The sequence below is a fragment of the Tardiphaga sp. P9-11 genome (assembly GCF_008329525.1).
Taxonomy (GTDB): domain Bacteria; phylum Pseudomonadota; class Alphaproteobacteria; order Rhizobiales; family Xanthobacteraceae; genus Tardiphaga.
The window spans coordinates 174,629-190,627 of record NZ_NPKQ01000002.1; the positions used below are offsets into that span (position 1 = coordinate 174,629).

Here is a 15,999-nt window from a genome sequence, read left to right on the forward strand (position 1 = left end):
TCCTGATCTGCTGCGTTCATTGCAGCAGCGCGGCTGCCTTCACGGCAGACGTTGCAGCAGCGTAATTGTTAACGAGGAGCTGGATCGAAGCCGCCGACATGTCGAGCACCGGCTTCGGGTAGACTCCGAACAAAATGGTGAGAATGACCAGCGGCACCAGCACCAGGCCTTCCCGGAACGTGATGTCCTTGATGCCCTGCAGCGCAGGCTTGGTCAGTTCACCAAACACGACCTTGCGGTACAGCCACAATGCATAGGCCGCCGACAGGATCACGCCGAAGCTGGCGAATGTCGCCGTCGCGATCGAGACCTTGAAGGTGCCTATCAGCGTCAGGAATTCGCCGACGAAGCCGGAGGTGCCGGGCAGACCGACATTGGCCATGGTGAACACCATGAACAGCGCCGCATAGATCGGCATCCGGTTGACGAGGCCGCCATAGGCCGCGATTTCGCGGGTATGCAGCCGGTCGTAGACCACGCCGACGCAGAGGAACAGCGCACCCGACACGATGCCATGCGACACCATCTGGAACACCGCGCCCGAGACGCCCTGCGTCGTGCCGGCGAAGATACCCATGGTCACATAGCCCATATGCGCGACCGACGAATAGGCGATCAGCTTCTTGATGTCTTCCTGCATCAGCGCGACCAGCGACGTGTAGACGATCGCGATCACCGAGAGCGTCCAGACCATCGGCGCGAAATAGAGAGAGGCATCCGGAAACATCGGCAGCGAGAAGCGCAGGAAGCCGTAACCGCCCATCTTCAGCATGATCGCAGCCAGTACGACTGAACCTGCCGTCGGCGCTTCCACATGCGCGTCAGGCAGCCAGGTGTGCACTGGCCACATCGGCATCTTGACCGCGAAGGATGCGAAGAATGCCAGCCACGCCCATGTCTGCAAGCTACGCGGCACGGCGGTGTGCATCAGCGTCGGGATGTCGGTCGTGCCCGCATTCCAGTACAGCGCCATGATGGCCAGCAGCATCAGTACCGAGCCGAGGAACGTGTAGAGGAAGAACTTGAACGAGGCGTAGACGCGGCGCGGGCCGCCCCAGATGCCGATGATCAGGAACATCGGGATCAGGCCGCCTTCGAAGAACAGATAGAACAGCACCAGATCCAGCGCCGAGAAGGTGCCGATCATCAGCGTTTCCAGGAACAGGAACGCGATCATGTATTCGCGAACGCGCTTGGTGACCGACTTCCAGCTGCACAGGATGCAGAATGGCATCAGCGCCGTGGTCAGGATCACGAAGGGCAGCGAAATGCCGTCCACGCCCATGTGGTAGTTGATGGTCGCGGCCAGCCACGGCGCCTTTTCGACAAACTGGAAGTCGCCGTTCGACGGATCGAAGCGCATCACCAGGATCAGCGAGACCGCAAAAGTGATCAGCGTGGTCCAGAGCGCGATCCAGCGGGCATTGCCCTGCGCAGCCTCGTCGTCGCCGCGGCTGAGATAAATCAGGATCGCGCCGACGATCGGCAGGAAGGTGACGACCGAAAGAACCGGCCATGTCATGACGGACGCCATTGTTACTGGCCCCCCAGGCCGAAGATAAACCAGGTGATCAACCCGGCGACGCCGATCAGCATCGCGAAGGCATAGTGATAGAGGTAACCGGTCTGCAGCTTGACCGCGCCGCGCGTGATATCGAGCACGCGGGCCGACACACCATCAGGCCCGAGGCCGTCGATGATCATGCCGTCGCCCTTCTTCCAGAGGAAGTGGCCGATCCACTTGGCCGGGCGAACGAAGATGATCTCGTAGAGCTCGTCGAAGTACCACTTGTTGAGCAGGAACTTGTAGAGCAGCGGATGCTGGTTCGCGAGTTCGACAGGCAGGTATGGCTTGCGAACATAGAACAGGTACGAAATCAGGAAACCGAGCACCATCATCACGGTCGGCACATAGGGGACCCAGCCGGGGATGTGGTGCATCTCCTCGATGATGTGCGGGTTCATCTTCAGCGATTCCCGAAAGAACTCGCCGACGTGATGACCGGCAAAGAGCTCCTTGAACGGGAAGCCTGCGGCGAACGATCCGATACCCAGCACGGCCAGCGGGACCAGCATCCACAGTGGCGCTTCATGTGCCGCATCGTAATGCTTCTTGTCGTGCGGCTCGCCATGGAACGTCTTGAACACCAGACGCCACGAATAGAACGAGGTCAGCAACGCCGCGACCACGGTCATCAGGAAGCCGTAGAAGGCAAACGGATTGTGCGAGGCGTAAGCCGCTTCGATGATTGCGTCCTTCGAGAAGTAGCCGGCCGTGAACGGGAATCCGGTCAGCGCCAGTGTACCGATGGTCATCATCGCGTAAGTGAACGGGATCTTGTTCCACAGCCCACCCATCTTCCGGATGTCCTGCTCGTGATGCATCGCGTAGATCACCGAGCCCGAGCCCAGGAACAACAGCGCCTTGAAAAAGGCGTGCGTGAACAGGTGGAACATGGCGACCGAGTAAGCCCCCGTCCCCAGCGCCACAAACATGTAGCCGAGCTGCGAACAGGTCGAGTAAGCGACGATGCGCTTGATGTCGTTCTGCACCAGACCGATGGTCGCGGCGAAGAATGCGGTGGTCGCACCGACCAGCATCACGACAGCCTGCGCGTTCGGCGCGAGCTCGAACACCGGCGACATGCGCGCCACCATGAAGACGCCCGCGGTGACCATGGTTGCCGCGTGGATCAACGCCGACACCGGCGTCGGGCCTTCCATCGCGTCCGGCAACCAGGTGTGCAGCAGGAACTGGGCTGACTTGCCCATCGCGCCGACGAACAGCAGCAGACAGGTCAGTGTCAGCGCATCGGCATGCCAGCCGAAGAAGTTGATGGTCTTGCCGGTCAGGCTCGGCGCGCTGGCGAAGATGGTGTCGAAATCGGTCGAGCCGATCAGCATGAACAGCGCGAAGATGCCGAGCAGGAAACCGAAGTCGCCGACGCGGTTGACCACAAACGCCTTGATCGCCGCCGCATTGGCCGAGGGCTTCTTGAACCAGAAACCGATCAGCAGGTAGCTGGCCAGACCCACGCCTTCCCAGCCGAAGAACAGCTGCAGCAGGTTATCCGCCGTCACCAGCATCAGCATCATGAAGGTGAACAGCGACAGATACGCCATGAAGCGCGGCCGGTTCGGATCGTCTTCCATATAGCCGAGCGAATAGATGTGCACGAGCGACGACACCGTGGTGACGACGACGAGCATCACGGCGGTCAGCGTATCGACGCGCAGCGTCCAGGACAGCTGCAGGTCACCCGAATTGATCCAGTTCAGCAGCACGACGCGGGTATCATGATGCATGAAGGCGACATCGACGAAGGTCATCCAGGACAGCACCGCCGACACCACCAGCAGACCGGCGGTGATCAGTTCGGCTGCACGCGAACCGAACGCGGCTGGCTCGGCAACGTGGTGATGATCGTCGTGATCATCGTTGCCATGATCGTCGTGGGCATGCGCCGCGTGGGCGCTGGCATCGCCGTGACCGTGATCGTCATGCGCATGGTCCATCTCGTCGCCGCTCGGGTTACGCCCATGCGCACCCAGAATGGCGATGAAGCCTGCGATCAGCGCGCCGATCAGCGGCAGGAATACAAGAGCCTGGATCATAACTGGCTCAGCCCTTCATCAGATTGACGTCTTCAACCGCGATCGAGCCGCGGTTGCGGAAATAGACCACCAGCACGGCGAGACCGATCGCTGCTTCCGCAGCGGCCACGGTCAGCACCAGCAGCGCAAACACCTGGCCGACGATGTCGCCGAGGAAGGTCGAGAACGCCACCATGTTGATGTTGACCGCGAGCAGTATCAGCTCGATCGACATCAGGATGACAATGATGTTCTTGCGGTTCAGGAAGATGCCGAGGATGCCCAGCGTGAACAGGATCGCGCCGACCGCCAGATAGTGTCCGAGACCGATCGTCATTTGACCCAGCTCCCCGCGTCGGCGTCCTGCAGGCCCTGCCCGGTCGCGACCTTGCGTACTTCCATAGCCAGTTCCGGATTGCGCGCGTTCTGAACATTGATGTCCTGGCGCCGGACTTTGACCTTGTGACGCAGCGTCAGCACGATCGCGCCGATCATCGCCACCAGCAGCACCATGCCGGCCAGCTGGAAGTAATGGATGTACTTCGTATAGAGCACGAGGCCGAGCGCCTCGGTATTGCTCACATTGGTCGGGATCGCCGCCGTGATCGACTTGGTGACGTTCGGGTTCATCACCCAGCCACCTGCGACCAGCAGCAATTCGGCAAGGAAGATCGCGCCGATCACAAGACCGAACGGCAGATACTGAATGAAGCCTTCGCGCAGCTGCGTGAAATCGACGTCGAGCATCATGATGACGAACAGGAACAGCACCGCCACGGCGCCGACATAGACGACGATCAGCAGCATCGCGAGGAATTCGGCGCCCATCAGCACGAACAGGCCCGAGGCGTTGACGAAGGCCAGGATCAGGAACAGCACGGAATGCACGGGATTGCGCGAGGCAATCACCATGACCGCGGAAGCCACGCAGATGCTGGCGAACAGATAGAAGAACAGTGCGGGAAGGATCATCTGGTCACCTTACCGGTACGGCGCGTCGAGTTCGATTGACTTCGCAATCTCGCGCTCCCAGCGGTCGCCGTTGGCGAGCAATTTCGCCTTGTCATAATAGAGTTCCTCACGCGTCTCGGTGGCGAACTCGAAGTTCGGTCCCTCGACGATCGCATCCACCGGACAGGCCTCCTGGCACAGTCCGCAATAGATGCATTTCACCATGTCGATGTCGTAGCGCACGGTACGGCGCGTCCCATCGTTGCGGCGCGGGCCGGCCTCGATGGTGATGGCCTGTGCCGGGCACACTGCTTCGCAGAGCTTGCAGGCGATGCAGCGCTCTTCACCGTTCGGGTAGCGGCGCAGCGCATGCTCACCGCGGAAACGCGGCGAGATCGGCCCCTTCTCGAACGGATAGTTCAGCGTCGGCTTCGGCTTGAAGAAATACCGCATGGCGAGGACGAACGCCGAAACGAACTCCGCCAGCAGAAGCGAATGAGCTGTTGCCCTGATATTCATAGTGACCTCATTTCGGAGCAAGGCCCCCGAATTGCAGCACGGCAGCGACGATGATGACGTACGCCAACGACAGCGGCAGAAACACCTTCCAGCCCAGACGCATCAGCTGGTCGTAGCGGTAGCGCGGCACGATCGCCTTCGCCATCGCAATCAGGAAGAACATGAACATCACCTTGATGGCGAACCAGATGATGCCTGGCACCCAGGTGAATGGCGCGAACGGGATCGGCGACAGCCAGCCGCCAAGGAACAGGATCGTGGCCAGCGCACACATGGTGACGATAGCGACGTATTCACCGAGCATGAACAGCAGATACGGGGTCGAGCCATACTCGGTCATGAAGCCGGCGACCAGTTCCGATTCCGCTTCAACGAGGTCGAAGGGTGGACGGTTGGTTTCAGCCAGCGCCGAGACGTAGAAGATCACGAACATCGGGAACAGCGGGATCCAGTACCAGCCGAGGATGCCCCACTTCGAGTCTTGCGCGGCGACGATGGCCGTCAGGTTCAACGAACCGACGCAGAGCAAGACCGTGATGATGACGAAGCCGATCGAAACTTCGTAGGACACCATCTGCGCAGCGGCGCGCAGCGCCGACAGGAACGGATATTTCGAGTTCGACGACCAGCCGGCCATGATGATGCCGTAGACCGACAACGACGAGATCGCGAAGATATAGAGCACGCCGACATTGATGTCGGAGATCACCCAGCCGAGATCCATCGGGATCACCGCCCAGGCCGCCAGCGCGAGCACGCAGGATACCAGCGGCGCCAGCAGGAATACGCCCTTGTTGGAGCTGGAAGGAACCACGGGCTCCTTCAACACGAATTTCAGCAAGTCCGCGAAGGATTGCAGCAGGCCGAATGGCCCGACCACGTTGGGGCCACGGCGGATCTGCACCGCCGCCCAGATCTTGCGGTCAGCCAGCAGGATGTAGGCAATCGCAATCAAGAGCACCACGAGCACAAGGAGGCTCTGCGCGACCATGATGATCAGCGGCCACAGGGTGCTTGTCCAGAATTCAGCCATCGGTTTACTCCGCCGCCGTCAGCATCTGGCCGGAGGCCAGGCGGGAGCATTCCGCCATGATGGCTGACGCACGCGCGATCGGGTTGGTCAGGTAGAAGTCCTCAACGGAGGGCTTGAACGGTGTCTTGTCGACGGTGCCGCCCTTGCCCGCAAGGGTCTTGATCGCGCCGGCATCGCCGGCCTCGATCTGATCGATGCGCATCAGGTGCGGAGCGGTCTTGAAGATCGCCTGCCGCAAGGCAGCCAGCGAGTCGTAAGGCAGCTTGTGGCCAAGCACATCGGACAGCGCGCGGATCACCGCCCAGTCCTCACGGGCATCGCCCGGCGGGAAGCCGGCGCGTTCCGCCATCTGCACACGGCCTTCGGTGTTGACGAAGATGCCGGACTTCTCGGTATAGGCCGCACCCGGCAGGATCACGTCGGCGCGATGCGCGCCGCGGTCACCATGGGTGCCGACATAGACCACGAAGGTGCCGTCAGCGACTTTCACGTCGTCGGCGCCGAGCGAGAACAGCACGTCGAGCGAACCGGCCGATGTCATCTGCGCGAGGCTCAGGCTGCCCGATGTCGGCGCGAAGCCGATATCGAGCGCGCCGACGGTCGAAGCCGCCGTCTGCAGCACCGCAAAACCGTTCCAGCCGTCCTTGATGACGCCGAAGTCCGAGGCGAGCTTGGCAGCCGCCGCGAGTACCGCGGCGCCATCGGCACGTGCGGCCACACCGGCGCCAACCAGCACGATCGGATGCTTGGCGTTCTTCAGCACATCGGCGAAGGCGTTCTTGCCGGCGGCGAGTTCGGCCAGCGAGTCAGTGCCTGCACCAAGATAGTCGTAGCGATAGGTCAGATCGGACTTCTCGCCGATCACGCCGATCTTCAGCACACCGGTCCGCCACGCCTTGCGGATGCGCGCGTTGAGAACGGCGGCTTCCTTGCGCGGGTTGGCGCCCACGATCAGCAGCGCATCGGCCTGCTCGATGCCGGCGATGGTCGGGTTGAAAATGTAGGACGCGCGGCCAGTGGCCGCATCGAACGCGCCGGCGCTCTGGGTCGCCAGATTGACCGAACCCATGCTTGCGAGCAGTTGCTTCAGCGCGAACATTTCCTCGACGGCAGCGAGATCGCCAGCGATGGCGCCGATCTTCTTGCTGCCAGCGACCTTCGCAGCGATGGCACTGAACGCTTCTGCCCAGGTCGCAGCGCGCAGCTTGCCGTTGTCGCGAATATACGGACGATCGAGGCGCTGCGTGCGCAGGCCGTCGACGATGTGGCGCGTCTTGTCGGAGATCCATTCCTCGTTCACCGCCTCGTTGACGCGCGGCAGGATGCGCATCACTTCGCGGCCACGGGTATCGACGCGGATCGCCGAGCCGACGGCATCCATGACATCGATGGACTGGGTCTTGCCGAGCTCCCACGGACGCGCCGCGAAAGCATAAGGCTTCGAGGTCAGCGCACCGACCGGGCAGATGTCGACGAGGTTGCCCTGCAATTCAGAGGTCAGCGCTGTTTCCAGATAGGAGGTGATCTCCATGTCTTCGCCACGACCGGTTGCGCCCATTTCCGGCACGCCGCAAACTTCCGCGGCGAAGCGAACGCAGCGCGTGCACTGGATGCAGCGATTCATCGAGGTCTTCACCAGCGCGCCGAGATACTTGTCCTCAACGGCGCGCTTGTTTTCGGCAAAGCGCGACGTGTCGACGCCGTAGCCCATCGCCTGATCCTGCAAATCGCACTCGCCGCCCTGATCGCAGATCGGGCAATCCAGCGGGTGGTTGATCAGCAGGAATTCCATCACGCCTTCGCGTGCCTTCTTGACCATCGGCGACCGCGTCGAGATTTCCGGCGGCTCACCCTTCGGGCCCGGACGGCAATCGCGCACGCCCCAGGCGCAGCTCGCCACCGGCTTTGGTCCGCCCTTCACTTCGACCAGGCACATGCGGCAGTTGCCGGCGATGGACAGGCGCTCGTGATAGCAGAAACGCGGGATTTCGGCGCCGGCGGCTTCACACGCCTGCAGCAGCGTGTATTCCGCGGGGACCTCGATCTCTTTGCCGTCGATGATCAGTTTCGTCATAGCCATGCGCCCTACTCCGCCGCGACCAGATGCGCGGGATCGAGTATGCCCTGATCGTCAAGCGTCGCCTTGCGGCTGAACTCTTCGATGCGGCGTTCGATCTCCGGGCGGAAGGCGCGGATCAGGCCCTGCACCGGCCACGCAGCGGCATCGCCGAGTGCGCAGATGGTGTGGCCTTCAACCTGCTTGGTGACTTCGAGCAGCATGTCGATCTCGCGCTTGTGGGCGCGGCCCTCGACCATGCGGCTCAGCACGCGCCACATCCAGCCGGTGCCTTCGCGGCACGGCGTGCACTGGCCGCAGCTCTCATGCTTGAAGAAGTAGCTGATGCGGGCAATCGCCGCGACCACGTCGGTGGACTTGTCCATGACGATGACGCCAGCGGTGCCGAACGACGACTTCACCGCGCGGGTGCCGTCGAAATCCATGATAAGTTCTTCGCAATCCGCAGCGGGGATCAGCGGGCACGATGCGCCGCCCGGGATGATCGCAAGCAGATTGTCCCAGCCGCCGCGAATGCCGCCGCCGTGCTTCTCGATCAGCTCACGGAACGGAATGCTCATCGCGTCTTCGACGACGCAAGGCGTGTTGACGTGACCGGAGATGCCGTAAAGCTTGGTGCCGACATTGTTCGGACGACCGATCGAGGCGAACCACGCTGCGCCGCGACGCAGGATGTCCGGCGCGACTGCGATCGACTCGACATTGTTCACCGTGGTCGGGCAGCCGTAGAGACCGACATTGGCCGGGAATGGCGGCTTCAAGCGCGGCTGGCCCTTCTTGCCTTCAAGGCTTTCAAGCAGTGCCGTCTCTTCGCCGCAGATATAGGCGCCGGCGCCATGCGCGACATAGAGATCGAACGGGAAGCCGTGAATGTTGTTCTTGCCTATCAGATTGGCCTCATAAGCCTGATCGATCGCCGCCTGCAGATGTTCGCGCTCGCGGATGAATTCGCCGCGGACATAGATGTAACCGACATGGGCGCCCATAGCGCAGCCGGCGATCAGGCAGCCTTCGACCAGCGTATGCGGATCGTGCCGCATGATCTCGCGGTCTTTACACGTACCGGGCTCGGACTCGTCGGCATTGACGACGAGATAGCTCGGACGGCCATCAGCATTGTCCTTCGGCATGAAGGACCACTTCATGCCGGTCGGGAAACCTGCACCGCCGCGGCCACGCAGGCCCGACGCCTTCATCTCGTTGACGATCCAGTCGCGGCCCTTGTCGATGATGGCCTTGGTGCCATCCCAGCCGCCGCGGCGGCGTGCGCCGGCGAGGCCCCAGTCGTCGAGGCCGTAGAGATTGCGGAAGATGCGGTCGTTGTCGTCGAGCATGGCTTCCTCGATCAGCGATTGGTTTGCTTGTAGGCGAGCATCGCGGCGCAACCGCCGAACACAACGGCCCACAACAGACTGGATTCAAGCGTGGCGTTCAAAAAGAACCGCTGCAGCGAGAAAATGAACGCAGCCGCGACCATCGTATGCAGCGCGATGTAGAGCCACTTGTTCATTGCCGCGTCCCCCGACAGCGTTGCAAATTTCATCGACAGCGCGCGCGTCACTTCTTCGGCTCCTTCGGAGCGCCGCCCTTCGGCGGATTGGTCTTGGTCGCGTCGGCAGCCGGCGGCTTCGGCGCCGGACGCTCCTGCACATTGGCAGCCTCGGTCTGCTTCTTCGGCTCGGCATCGGCGAGCGCGGGCTCCTTCGGCATATCCAGAACCTTGGTGTAACTGGCGGCGCCACTATTCTTCATCACGCGCGCGCCGCCTTCGGGCGCAGCGAACTGACGGCCGATCTGCGAACCCGGCTTCGGCGGCGTGCCGGCGGCGAAACCGTCGATCAGCTTGTTCATGCTCTCTTTGGTGAGATCTTCGTAGGTGTCGCTCCAGATCATCGCCATCGGGGCGTTGACGCAGGCGCCGAGGCACTCGACCTCTTCCCACGAGAAGTCACCATCTGCAGACAGATGGAACGGGTCGTGATGGATGCGATGCTGGCAGACGTCGATCAGATCGCCGGCGCCGCGTAGCATGCAAGGCGTGGTACCGCAGACCTGGATATGCGCTTTCTTGCCGACCGGCTGCAGCTGGAACTGGGTGTAGAAGGTCGCGACTTCGAGCACGCGGATATAGGGCATTTCCAGCATGTCGGCGACGACGCGGATCGCCGCTTCCGAGACCCAGCCGGCCTGCTGCTCCTGTGCGCGCCACAGGATCGCGATCACCGCCGATGCCTGACGGCCGGGTGGATAATGCGTGATCTGCTCTTTCGCCCACGCCAGATTCTCAGGCGTGAATTCAAACGAAGCGGGCTGAACTTCTTTCGGAGCCAAACGGCGGACGGACATGTCTAGTCTCTCAATGAGTGCGGCGCGCCGCGCTCGCATTCAGGCTGTTGAAACGATCGAGCCAGAACGCACTCGATGTGCCGAACACATTGTAGCCAACGTGTGTGGACACCTTGATGCGATCCAGAATCGACAGTTCGGTCACGGTTTCGAAACGGTTGGTGGCGGGATCATGCACGATCAGCTTGAGCGGCGTATGATCCAGGATATAACGCGAAACGGTGTGCTGGGGGTCATTGCCGTGCTCTTCGCACATGATGACCGAGTCGCCTTGCAGCAATCGCGCGCCACCCTTGATGGCTTCGATCTCGACGCCTTCGACATCGAGCTTGATCAGGTATTTTCCCGCCATCGACACCTTGCCGTCTTCGAGCAGGTTGTCGAGCGAGATTACCGGCACTTCCTCGCCGCCGGCATTTGGATCGCCCGCGATGCTAAAAGCTTCGTGCTTGGTGCCCGACAGATGCGCCGTGCCACGCTGCGAGCCGATCGCGCATTTGATGACTTCGAAGCGGTCGCCATTGATCCTGGCGTTGTTGGCGAGCTTGGCGAAATTGTCGAACGACGGCTCGATCGCAATCGCCTTATGCGAGCCGAACGGCGCGCTCGAGACCAGCACCGACCAGTATCCGTAATTCGCGCCGCAATCGAGCAGCGTGTAATCGACATCGATCGAGTTCCGGAACAGCAGTTCAAGCTCATCTTCGTAGGAGAAGGTACGGTTGAGCAACTTGCTCCAGTAGCCATCGCCATACGGGAACGCGAACAATGCATCGTCATTCATCTTCACGACGATGTCGCGCACTGGCAGCGTTTTGCGCAGCAGGTTGGCGCACATGTTGTAGCCACGATGCGAGAACGACGACGAGATCTTCGAGCCCACCACCAGCGCACAGGCCATCGCGCGCTCCCAGAGATTTACCCCCTGGAGAACGCCCGACGCGCGGTCAAACTGGATGGGAGGCGTCAGCGTCACCTATCGACCTCTCCGAACACGATATCGAGCGAACCGAGAATGGCGGAGACGTCGGCGAGCAGATGGCCGCGGCACATGAAGTCCATGGCCTGCAGATGCGCAAAGCCCGGCGCGCGGATCTTGCACTTGTAGGGCTTGTTGCTGCCGTCGGAGACGAGATAGACGCCAAACTCGCCCTTCGGTGCTTCAACGGCGGCGTAGACTTCGCCTTCCGGCACGCGAAAACCTTCGGTGTAGAGCTTGAAGTGATGGATCAGCGCTTCCATCGAGCGCTTCATCTCGCCGCGACGCGGCGGGAAAATCTTGTTGTCCTCGACGGCGACAGCGCCCTGCCCGTCCGCCGCGCGCATCTTGGCGATGCACTGCTTCATGATCTTCGTCGACTGCCGCATCTCCTCGACGCGAATGCAGTAGCGGTCATAGCAGTCGCCGTTCTTGCCGATGGGAACGTCGAATTCCATTTCGGCGTAGCATTCATAGGGCTGCGACTTGCGCAGGTCCCATGCGGCGCCGGAACCGCGCACCATCACGCCGGAGAAGCCCCACTTCCAGGCGTCTTCGAGCGAGACCACGCCGATATCGACATTGCGCTGCTTGAAGATGCGATTGCCCGTCAGCAGCGTCTCGAGATCGTCGAGCACCTGCGGGAACGCATCGCACCAGGCGTCGATATCGTTGATCAGCTTTGGCGGCAGATCCTGATGCACACCACCGACGCGGAAGAACGCGGCATGCATACGCGAGCCCGAGGCGCGCTCATAGAACACCATCAGCTTCTCGCGCTCTTCGAACCCCCACAGCGGCGGGGTCAGCGCGCCGACGTCCATCGCCTGCGTGGTGATGTTGAGAAGATGCGACAGGATCCGACCAATCTCGGAATACAGCACGCGGATCAACTGGCCGCGGCGCGGCACGGTAATGCCGAGCAGCTTTTCAGCAGCGAGACAGAACGCGTGTTCCTGATTCATCGGCGCGACGTAATCGAGCCGGTCGAAATACGGGATCGCCTGCAGATAGGTCTTCTGTTCGATCAGCTTCTCGGTGCCGCGGTGAAGCAGGCCGATATGCGGGTCGACGCGCTCGACGACTTCACCGTCGAGCTCCAGCACAAGGCGGAGCACGCCGTGCGCGGCCGGATGCTGCGGTCCGAAGTTGATCGTGAAATTGCGAACGTTGGGTTGTTCGGTCATGGCTTGACCTCTGCCTTCTCGTCACCCGGCAGCACGGGATAATCCGCGCCTTCCCAGGGCGAGAGGAAATCGAATTTGCGGAATTCCTGGTTGAGCCGGACCGGCTCGTACACCACCCGCTTCTCCTGGTCGTCGTAGCGAACCTCGACGAAACCGGTGAGCGGGAAATCCTTGCGCAGTGGATGGCCGTCGAAACCGTAATCGGTCAGCAGACGGCGCATGTCGGGATGACCGACAAAGATCACGCCATAGAGGTCATAGGCTTCGCGCTCGAACCAGTCGGCGCCGGGAAACACCGAAATGATCGACGGCACCTGCGTCGTCTCGGATGCCAGACCTTTCAGACGGATGCGAGTGTTCAGCGTCGGCGACATCAGATGATAGACGACGTCGAAGCGCTTCTCGCGGCCGGGATAGTCGACCGCCGTCGCATCAGTGAAATTGACGAAGCGGCAACGCGGGTCATCGCGCAGGAATTGCACGACTTCGACGATCTTCGATGTTTCCACCGCAATCGTCAGCTGGCCGAACGCCACCTCATGCGCGAGCGCGGCACCCGGAAGGGCACCGACAATCATCTGACCCAGTGTGTCGAGCCTCACATCGTCCATGACAAAGCCTTAAGCGTTCGCGAGTCTTAGCGTTCTTAGTCTTATCGTTCGATCGTGCCGGTGCGGCGGATCTTCTTCTGCAGGAGCAACACGCCGTAGAGCAGCGCTTCTGCAGTGGGCGGGCAACCCGGCACATAGATGTCGATCGGCACGATACGGTCGCAGCCCCGAACTACCGAATACGAGTAGTGATAGTAGCCGCCACCATTGGCGCAGGAGCCCATCGAGATGACGTAGCGCGGCTCGGGCATCTGGTCATAGACCTTGCGCAGCGCCGGAGCCATCTTGTTGGTCAGCGTGCCTGCGACGATCATCACGTCGGACTGACGCGGCGACGCGCGCGGCGCGAAGCCGAAGCGCTCGACGTCGTAACGCGGCATCGAGACCTGCATCATCTCGACCGCGCAACATGCGAGACCGAAGGTCATCCACATCAGCGAGCCGGTGCGCGCCCAGGTGATCAGGTCGTCGGTCGCGGCGACGAAGAAGCCCTTGTCGGACAGCTCGGCATTGACCTCGAGAAAATACGGATCGTTCGCGCCGACCGGCTTGCCGGTGGACGGATCGATGATGCCTTTCGGCGCCTGCGCGATCGCGGGAGCCGAGGCTATGACTGGGCTCAATCCCATTCGAGCGCGCCTTTCTTCCATTCGTAGGCGAAACCGATGGTGAGCACGCCGAGAAACACGATCATCGACCAGAAGCCGGTTGCGCCAAGCTTGCCGAAGGCCACTGCCCACGGAAACAGAAAGGCGACTTCCAGATCGAAGATGATGAAGAGAATCGCCACCAGATAGAACCGCACATCGAATTTCATGCGCGCGTCGTCAAAAGCGTTGAATCCGCATTCATAGGCGGACAGCTTTTCCGGATCCGGCTGCTGGTAGGCGACGAGAAATGGCGCGATCAGCAAGGCCAGACCGATGACGGAAGCGATGCCGATAAAGACCACAAGTGGGAGATAATTCTGCAAGATGCCGTTCATCGGCGAGCCTTACTCCTGCGGCCCTGACTTTGCCACAGATTCGAACATTGGAATGGTTCTGAGGCTTAGCGCAGCGCAACAAGCCATGCAAGACAAGGGATGTTGACAGTTTTATGCCCTGCCATGCGCGGCGCGACGATTGAAACGCAACCTTGCCGATGCATCGCCGACTGCGACGAACCTTCCGCAGATTCTCAAAAACCCGGCATGACTTCTCAACGGTCGGGACCGTCAAACATCGCCCGTCGGCGGGGCGGACCTGACGCTCCGTCCCGGCAGCATCAGGCCCTCCAACTCGGCGCGTTTCCGCACCAGCAGCAACTCCGCGGCGGCGTTGTCCATGCCCGCCTGTCGCAACAGATGGATCGCCGCGCCGAGCTCCGCGATCTGCGCCCGCAATGTGATGATCCTGAGCTGCGGCGGCTCGCTCACGCCGGACATGCCAGCGCCTCACGCTCCGCAATGAGCCCCAGCAGATCGGCTTGCATCCGCCGCAGGCGCATGGCGGCACGGGCACAGTCCAGCCCGGCATTGGTCAGCAGCCGGATATCCGACTGCACCCTCTTCATCAGGTAGCGCAGCCGGGCGATTCTGAAATTCAGGTTGGCGAGCTTGGTCATTTGCGATATAGAACAAAAAGAGAACAAATTGACAAGCCATTGTTTCGACCCAGATCGGATTTTGGAGGTTCCCATGACCCTTGCTTTGATGACCCCGGCTTTGAACACCCGCAGCGAGATCGTCGTCCCCGCGATTACCGCATCGGTATCGTCGTATGAGAGCCTGCCGGATCGCCTCTCCGGCCCAATGTCCCGCGGCCAGGCGCTGACGCTGAAATCGCTGGCGATCGAGGCCTATCAGCCCAAACAATTCGAAAAGGACCTGACGCGCGCTGAAGCCGCGCGGCGAATCGAGGCGCTGAAGCAGGAAATCGCGTTGGCGGATTCGTTCTGAGCGGAGGCATGTCGAATACCGCGCGAGACGTCTGCAACTCTATAGTTCTTTTGGGGAAACTTGCGGGGATGACCGCGGATGGACGTTAATCCCGCCATTCCTGATGGAATGGCGCGAGAGACGGGACTCGAACCCGCGACCTCTGCCGTGACAGGGCAGCGCTCTAACCAACTGAGCTACTCCCGCGTGGATCGTGTGCAATCCCGCAGTGGGGCTGGACATAAAGGGACGTCCTTTTGAAGTCAAGGACGTTGCAGAACCATTCCCGGGGACATCACAAAAGGGCGTCGCTGCAGGCTTTGCGAGAAGGCCGTTTTAAGGCCGGAAATGCAAATAAGCCCCTGTTTGCAGGCAAAACAGCGGGGCGGCATCGCTCCGAATCGTTTAAGCCCTGCTGCGTCACAGGTTTAAGACAGACCACCAACGAGAAGGGCCAGATTCATGGCAAAAGCTGCAACCACCACCGCCGCGAAAGCGGCCACTCCTCCCACCGTCACGCTGAAGCATCTCGCCGCGGCCCTGGCTGAAGATCACGAGCTGTCGAAGAAGAAGGCCGAAGAAATCCTCGGTGACATGGTGGAGCGCATCACCAACCACCTCAAGAATGGCGAGCGTATCCGCATCGTCGGCCTTGGCATCCTTCAGGTCCGCAAGCGTGCCGCTCGCATGGGTCGCAACCCGGCGACCGGCGAGCAGATCGAGATCGCGGCCAGCAAGAAGGTCGCGTTCCGGCCTGCCAAGGAACTCAAGGAAGCCGTCTGAT

Annotated in this window: 19 protein-coding genes and 1 tRNA gene; 2 read left to right on the forward strand and 18 right to left on the reverse strand. The window is 61.4% G+C overall.

Annotation, left to right across the window (positions count from 1 at the left end; all coding sequences use genetic code 11):
* Positions 1-16 precede the first annotated feature (16 nt).
* The 17 genes from CIW50_RS07105 to CIW50_RS07185 form a co-directional block, all read right to left on the reverse strand.
* Positions 17-1,522 carry an NADH-quinone oxidoreductase subunit M gene (locus CIW50_RS07105; RefSeq protein ID WP_502707388.1) on the reverse strand — a complete coding sequence of 502 codons (1,506 nt, stop codon included), beginning with the start codon at positions 1,520-1,522 and terminating at the stop codon, positions 17-19.
* 14 nt (positions 1,523-1,536) lie between these two features.
* Positions 1,537-3,615, reverse strand: coding sequence for an NADH-quinone oxidoreductase subunit L (nuoL, locus tag CIW50_RS07110; protein WP_149530595.1), 2,079 nt, complete (start codon positions 3,613-3,615; stop codon positions 1,537-1,539).
* Between the two features lie 7 nt (positions 3,616-3,622).
* Positions 3,623-3,931, reverse strand: a complete 309-nt coding sequence (gene nuoK / locus CIW50_RS07115) for an NADH-quinone oxidoreductase subunit NuoK (RefSeq protein ID WP_149530596.1) — start codon at positions 3,929-3,931, stop codon at positions 3,623-3,625.
* Positions 3,928-4,566 carry an NADH-quinone oxidoreductase subunit J gene (locus tag CIW50_RS07120; RefSeq protein WP_068730884.1) on the reverse strand — a complete coding sequence of 213 codons (639 nt, stop codon included), beginning with the start codon at positions 4,564-4,566 and terminating at the stop codon, positions 3,928-3,930. The genes nuoK and CIW50_RS07120 overlap by 4 nt, the downstream gene beginning before the upstream one ends.
* Before the next feature lie 9 nt (positions 4,567-4,575).
* Entirely contained in the window at positions 4,576-5,064 is a 489-nt protein-coding gene (nuoI, locus tag CIW50_RS07125; protein WP_089264557.1) for an NADH-quinone oxidoreductase subunit NuoI, read from the reverse strand.
* Positions 5,065-5,071: 7 nt separating this feature from the next.
* Positions 5,072-6,097 carry an NADH-quinone oxidoreductase subunit NuoH gene (gene nuoH, locus CIW50_RS07130; RefSeq protein WP_089264558.1) on the reverse strand — a complete coding sequence of 342 codons (1,026 nt, stop codon included), beginning with the start codon at positions 6,095-6,097 and terminating at the stop codon, positions 5,072-5,074.
* 4 nt (positions 6,098-6,101) lie between these two features.
* Entirely contained in the window at positions 6,102-8,171 is a 2,070-nt protein-coding gene (gene nuoG / locus CIW50_RS07135; RefSeq protein WP_149531541.1) for an NADH-quinone oxidoreductase subunit NuoG, read from the reverse strand.
* A gap of 11 nt (positions 8,172-8,182) precedes the next feature.
* Complete coding sequence (nuoF, locus tag CIW50_RS07140; RefSeq protein ID WP_068730888.1) at positions 8,183-9,508, reverse strand: NADH-quinone oxidoreductase subunit NuoF; 1,326 nt, start codon at positions 9,506-9,508, stop codon at positions 8,183-8,185.
* An 11-nt stretch (positions 9,509-9,519) separates the two neighbouring features.
* Complete coding sequence (locus CIW50_RS07145) at positions 9,520-9,735, reverse strand: hypothetical protein (RefSeq protein ID WP_149530597.1); 216 nt, start codon at positions 9,733-9,735, stop codon at positions 9,520-9,522.
* Positions 9,732-10,520: an NADH-quinone oxidoreductase subunit NuoE gene (gene nuoE, locus CIW50_RS07150; protein ID WP_149530598.1), complete on the reverse strand. Its 789-nt coding sequence runs from the start codon at positions 10,518-10,520 to the stop codon at positions 9,732-9,734. The genes CIW50_RS07145 and nuoE overlap by 4 nt, the downstream gene beginning before the upstream one ends.
* A 10-nt stretch (positions 10,521-10,530) precedes the next feature.
* Positions 10,531-11,496, reverse strand: coding sequence for an FkbM family methyltransferase (locus CIW50_RS07155; protein WP_246664187.1), 966 nt, complete (start codon positions 11,494-11,496; stop codon positions 10,531-10,533).
* Positions 11,493-12,686 carry an NADH-quinone oxidoreductase subunit D gene (locus CIW50_RS07160; RefSeq protein WP_149530599.1) on the reverse strand — a complete coding sequence of 398 codons (1,194 nt, stop codon included), beginning with the start codon at positions 12,684-12,686 and terminating at the stop codon, positions 11,493-11,495. Before CIW50_RS07160 ends, CIW50_RS07155 begins: the two co-directional genes overlap by 4 nt.
* Positions 12,683-13,297 (reverse strand): NADH-quinone oxidoreductase subunit C, encoded by a 615-nt coding sequence (locus CIW50_RS07165; RefSeq protein ID WP_149530600.1) that lies wholly within the window; start codon positions 13,295-13,297, stop codon positions 12,683-12,685. Before CIW50_RS07165 ends, CIW50_RS07160 begins: the two co-directional genes overlap by 4 nt.
* A 41-nt stretch (positions 13,298-13,338) precedes the next feature.
* Positions 13,339-13,926: a NuoB/complex I 20 kDa subunit family protein gene (locus tag CIW50_RS07170; RefSeq protein WP_089264564.1), complete on the reverse strand. Its 588-nt coding sequence runs from the start codon at positions 13,924-13,926 to the stop codon at positions 13,339-13,341.
* A complete protein-coding gene (locus CIW50_RS07175) occupies positions 13,917-14,282 on the reverse strand; it encodes an NADH-quinone oxidoreductase subunit A (RefSeq protein ID WP_092142237.1) in 366 nt (121 codons plus the stop codon). Before CIW50_RS07175 ends, CIW50_RS07170 begins: the two co-directional genes overlap by 10 nt.
* Positions 14,283-14,513: 231 nt before the next feature.
* Positions 14,514-14,723, reverse strand: a complete 210-nt coding sequence (locus CIW50_RS07180) for a hypothetical protein (protein ID WP_149530601.1) — start codon at positions 14,721-14,723, stop codon at positions 14,514-14,516.
* Positions 14,711-14,902, reverse strand: coding sequence for a hypothetical protein (locus tag CIW50_RS07185; protein WP_172980252.1), 192 nt, complete (start codon positions 14,900-14,902; stop codon positions 14,711-14,713). The genes CIW50_RS07180 and CIW50_RS07185 overlap by 13 nt, the downstream gene beginning before the upstream one ends.
* Positions 14,903-14,975: 73 nt before the next feature.
* Between CIW50_RS07185 and CIW50_RS29480 the strand changes: the two genes are divergently transcribed.
* On the forward strand, positions 14,976-15,236 hold the full coding sequence (locus CIW50_RS29480) for a DUF3072 domain-containing protein (protein ID WP_246664188.1): 261 nt from the start codon (positions 14,976-14,978) through the stop codon (positions 15,234-15,236).
* 109 nt (positions 15,237-15,345) lie between these two features.
* On the opposite strand, the gene CIW50_RS07195 is transcribed toward CIW50_RS29480, so the two are convergent.
* A tRNA-Asp gene (locus CIW50_RS07195) sits at positions 15,346-15,422 on the reverse strand.
* Positions 15,423-15,677: 255 nt separating this feature from the next.
* On the opposite strand from CIW50_RS07195, the gene CIW50_RS07200 reads away from it, so the two are divergent.
* Positions 15,678-15,998 carry an HU family DNA-binding protein gene (locus CIW50_RS07200; protein ID WP_149530603.1) on the forward strand — a complete coding sequence of 107 codons (321 nt, stop codon included), beginning with the start codon at positions 15,678-15,680 and terminating at the stop codon, positions 15,996-15,998.
* Position 15,999 lies beyond the last annotated feature (1 nt).

Excerpts from the sequence above, each read along its gene's own strand:
- nuoF (WP_068730888.1), bottom strand. The coding sequence starts at position 9,508 with ATGCTCGACGACAACGACCGCATCTTCCGCAATCTCTACGGCCTCGAC.
- nuoI (WP_089264557.1), bottom strand. The coding sequence starts at position 5,064 with ATGAATATCAGGGCAACAGCTCATTCGCTTCTGCTGGCGGAGTTCGTT.
- nuoL (WP_149530595.1), bottom strand. The coding sequence starts at position 3,615 with ATGATCCAGGCTCTTGTATTCCTGCCGCTGATCGGCGCGCTGATCGCA.
- nuoH (WP_089264558.1), bottom strand. The coding sequence starts at position 6,097 with ATGGCTGAATTCTGGACAAGCACCCTGTGGCCGCTGATCATCATGGTC.
- nuoK (WP_149530596.1), bottom strand. The coding sequence starts at position 3,931 with ATGACGATCGGTCTCGGACACTATCTGGCGGTCGGCGCGATCCTGTTC.
- CIW50_RS07185 (WP_172980252.1), bottom strand. The coding sequence starts at position 14,902 with ATGACCAAGCTCGCCAACCTGAATTTCAGAATCGCCCGGCTGCGCTAC.
- CIW50_RS07165 (WP_149530600.1), bottom strand. The coding sequence starts at position 13,297 with ATGGACGATGTGAGGCTCGACACACTGGGTCAGATGATTGTCGGTGCC.
- CIW50_RS07180 (WP_149530601.1), bottom strand. The coding sequence starts at position 14,723 with ATGTCCGGCGTGAGCGAGCCGCCGCAGCTCAGGATCATCACATTGCGG.
- CIW50_RS07170 (WP_089264564.1), bottom strand. The coding sequence starts at position 13,926 with ATGGGATTGAGCCCAGTCATAGCCTCGGCTCCCGCGATCGCGCAGGCG.
- CIW50_RS07175 (WP_092142237.1), bottom strand. The coding sequence starts at position 14,282 with ATGAACGGCATCTTGCAGAATTATCTCCCACTTGTGGTCTTTATCGGC.
- CIW50_RS07160 (WP_149530599.1), bottom strand. The coding sequence starts at position 12,686 with ATGACCGAACAACCCAACGTTCGCAATTTCACGATCAACTTCGGACCG.
- CIW50_RS07200 (WP_149530603.1), top strand. The coding sequence starts at position 15,678 with ATGGCAAAAGCTGCAACCACCACCGCCGCGAAAGCGGCCACTCCTCCC.
- nuoG (WP_149531541.1), bottom strand. The coding sequence starts at position 8,171 with ATGACGAAACTGATCATCGACGGCAAAGAGATCGAGGTCCCCGCGGAA.
- nuoE (WP_149530598.1), bottom strand. The coding sequence starts at position 10,520 with ATGTCCGTCCGCCGTTTGGCTCCGAAAGAAGTTCAGCCCGCTTCGTTT.
- CIW50_RS07105 (WP_502707388.1), bottom strand. The coding sequence starts at position 1,522 with ATGACATGGCCGGTTCTTTCGGTCGTCACCTTCCTGCCGATCGTCGGC.
- CIW50_RS07120 (WP_068730884.1), bottom strand. The coding sequence starts at position 4,566 with ATGATCCTTCCCGCACTGTTCTTCTATCTGTTCGCCAGCATCTGCGTG.
- CIW50_RS29480 (WP_246664188.1), top strand. The coding sequence starts at position 14,976 with ATGACCCTTGCTTTGATGACCCCGGCTTTGAACACCCGCAGCGAGATC.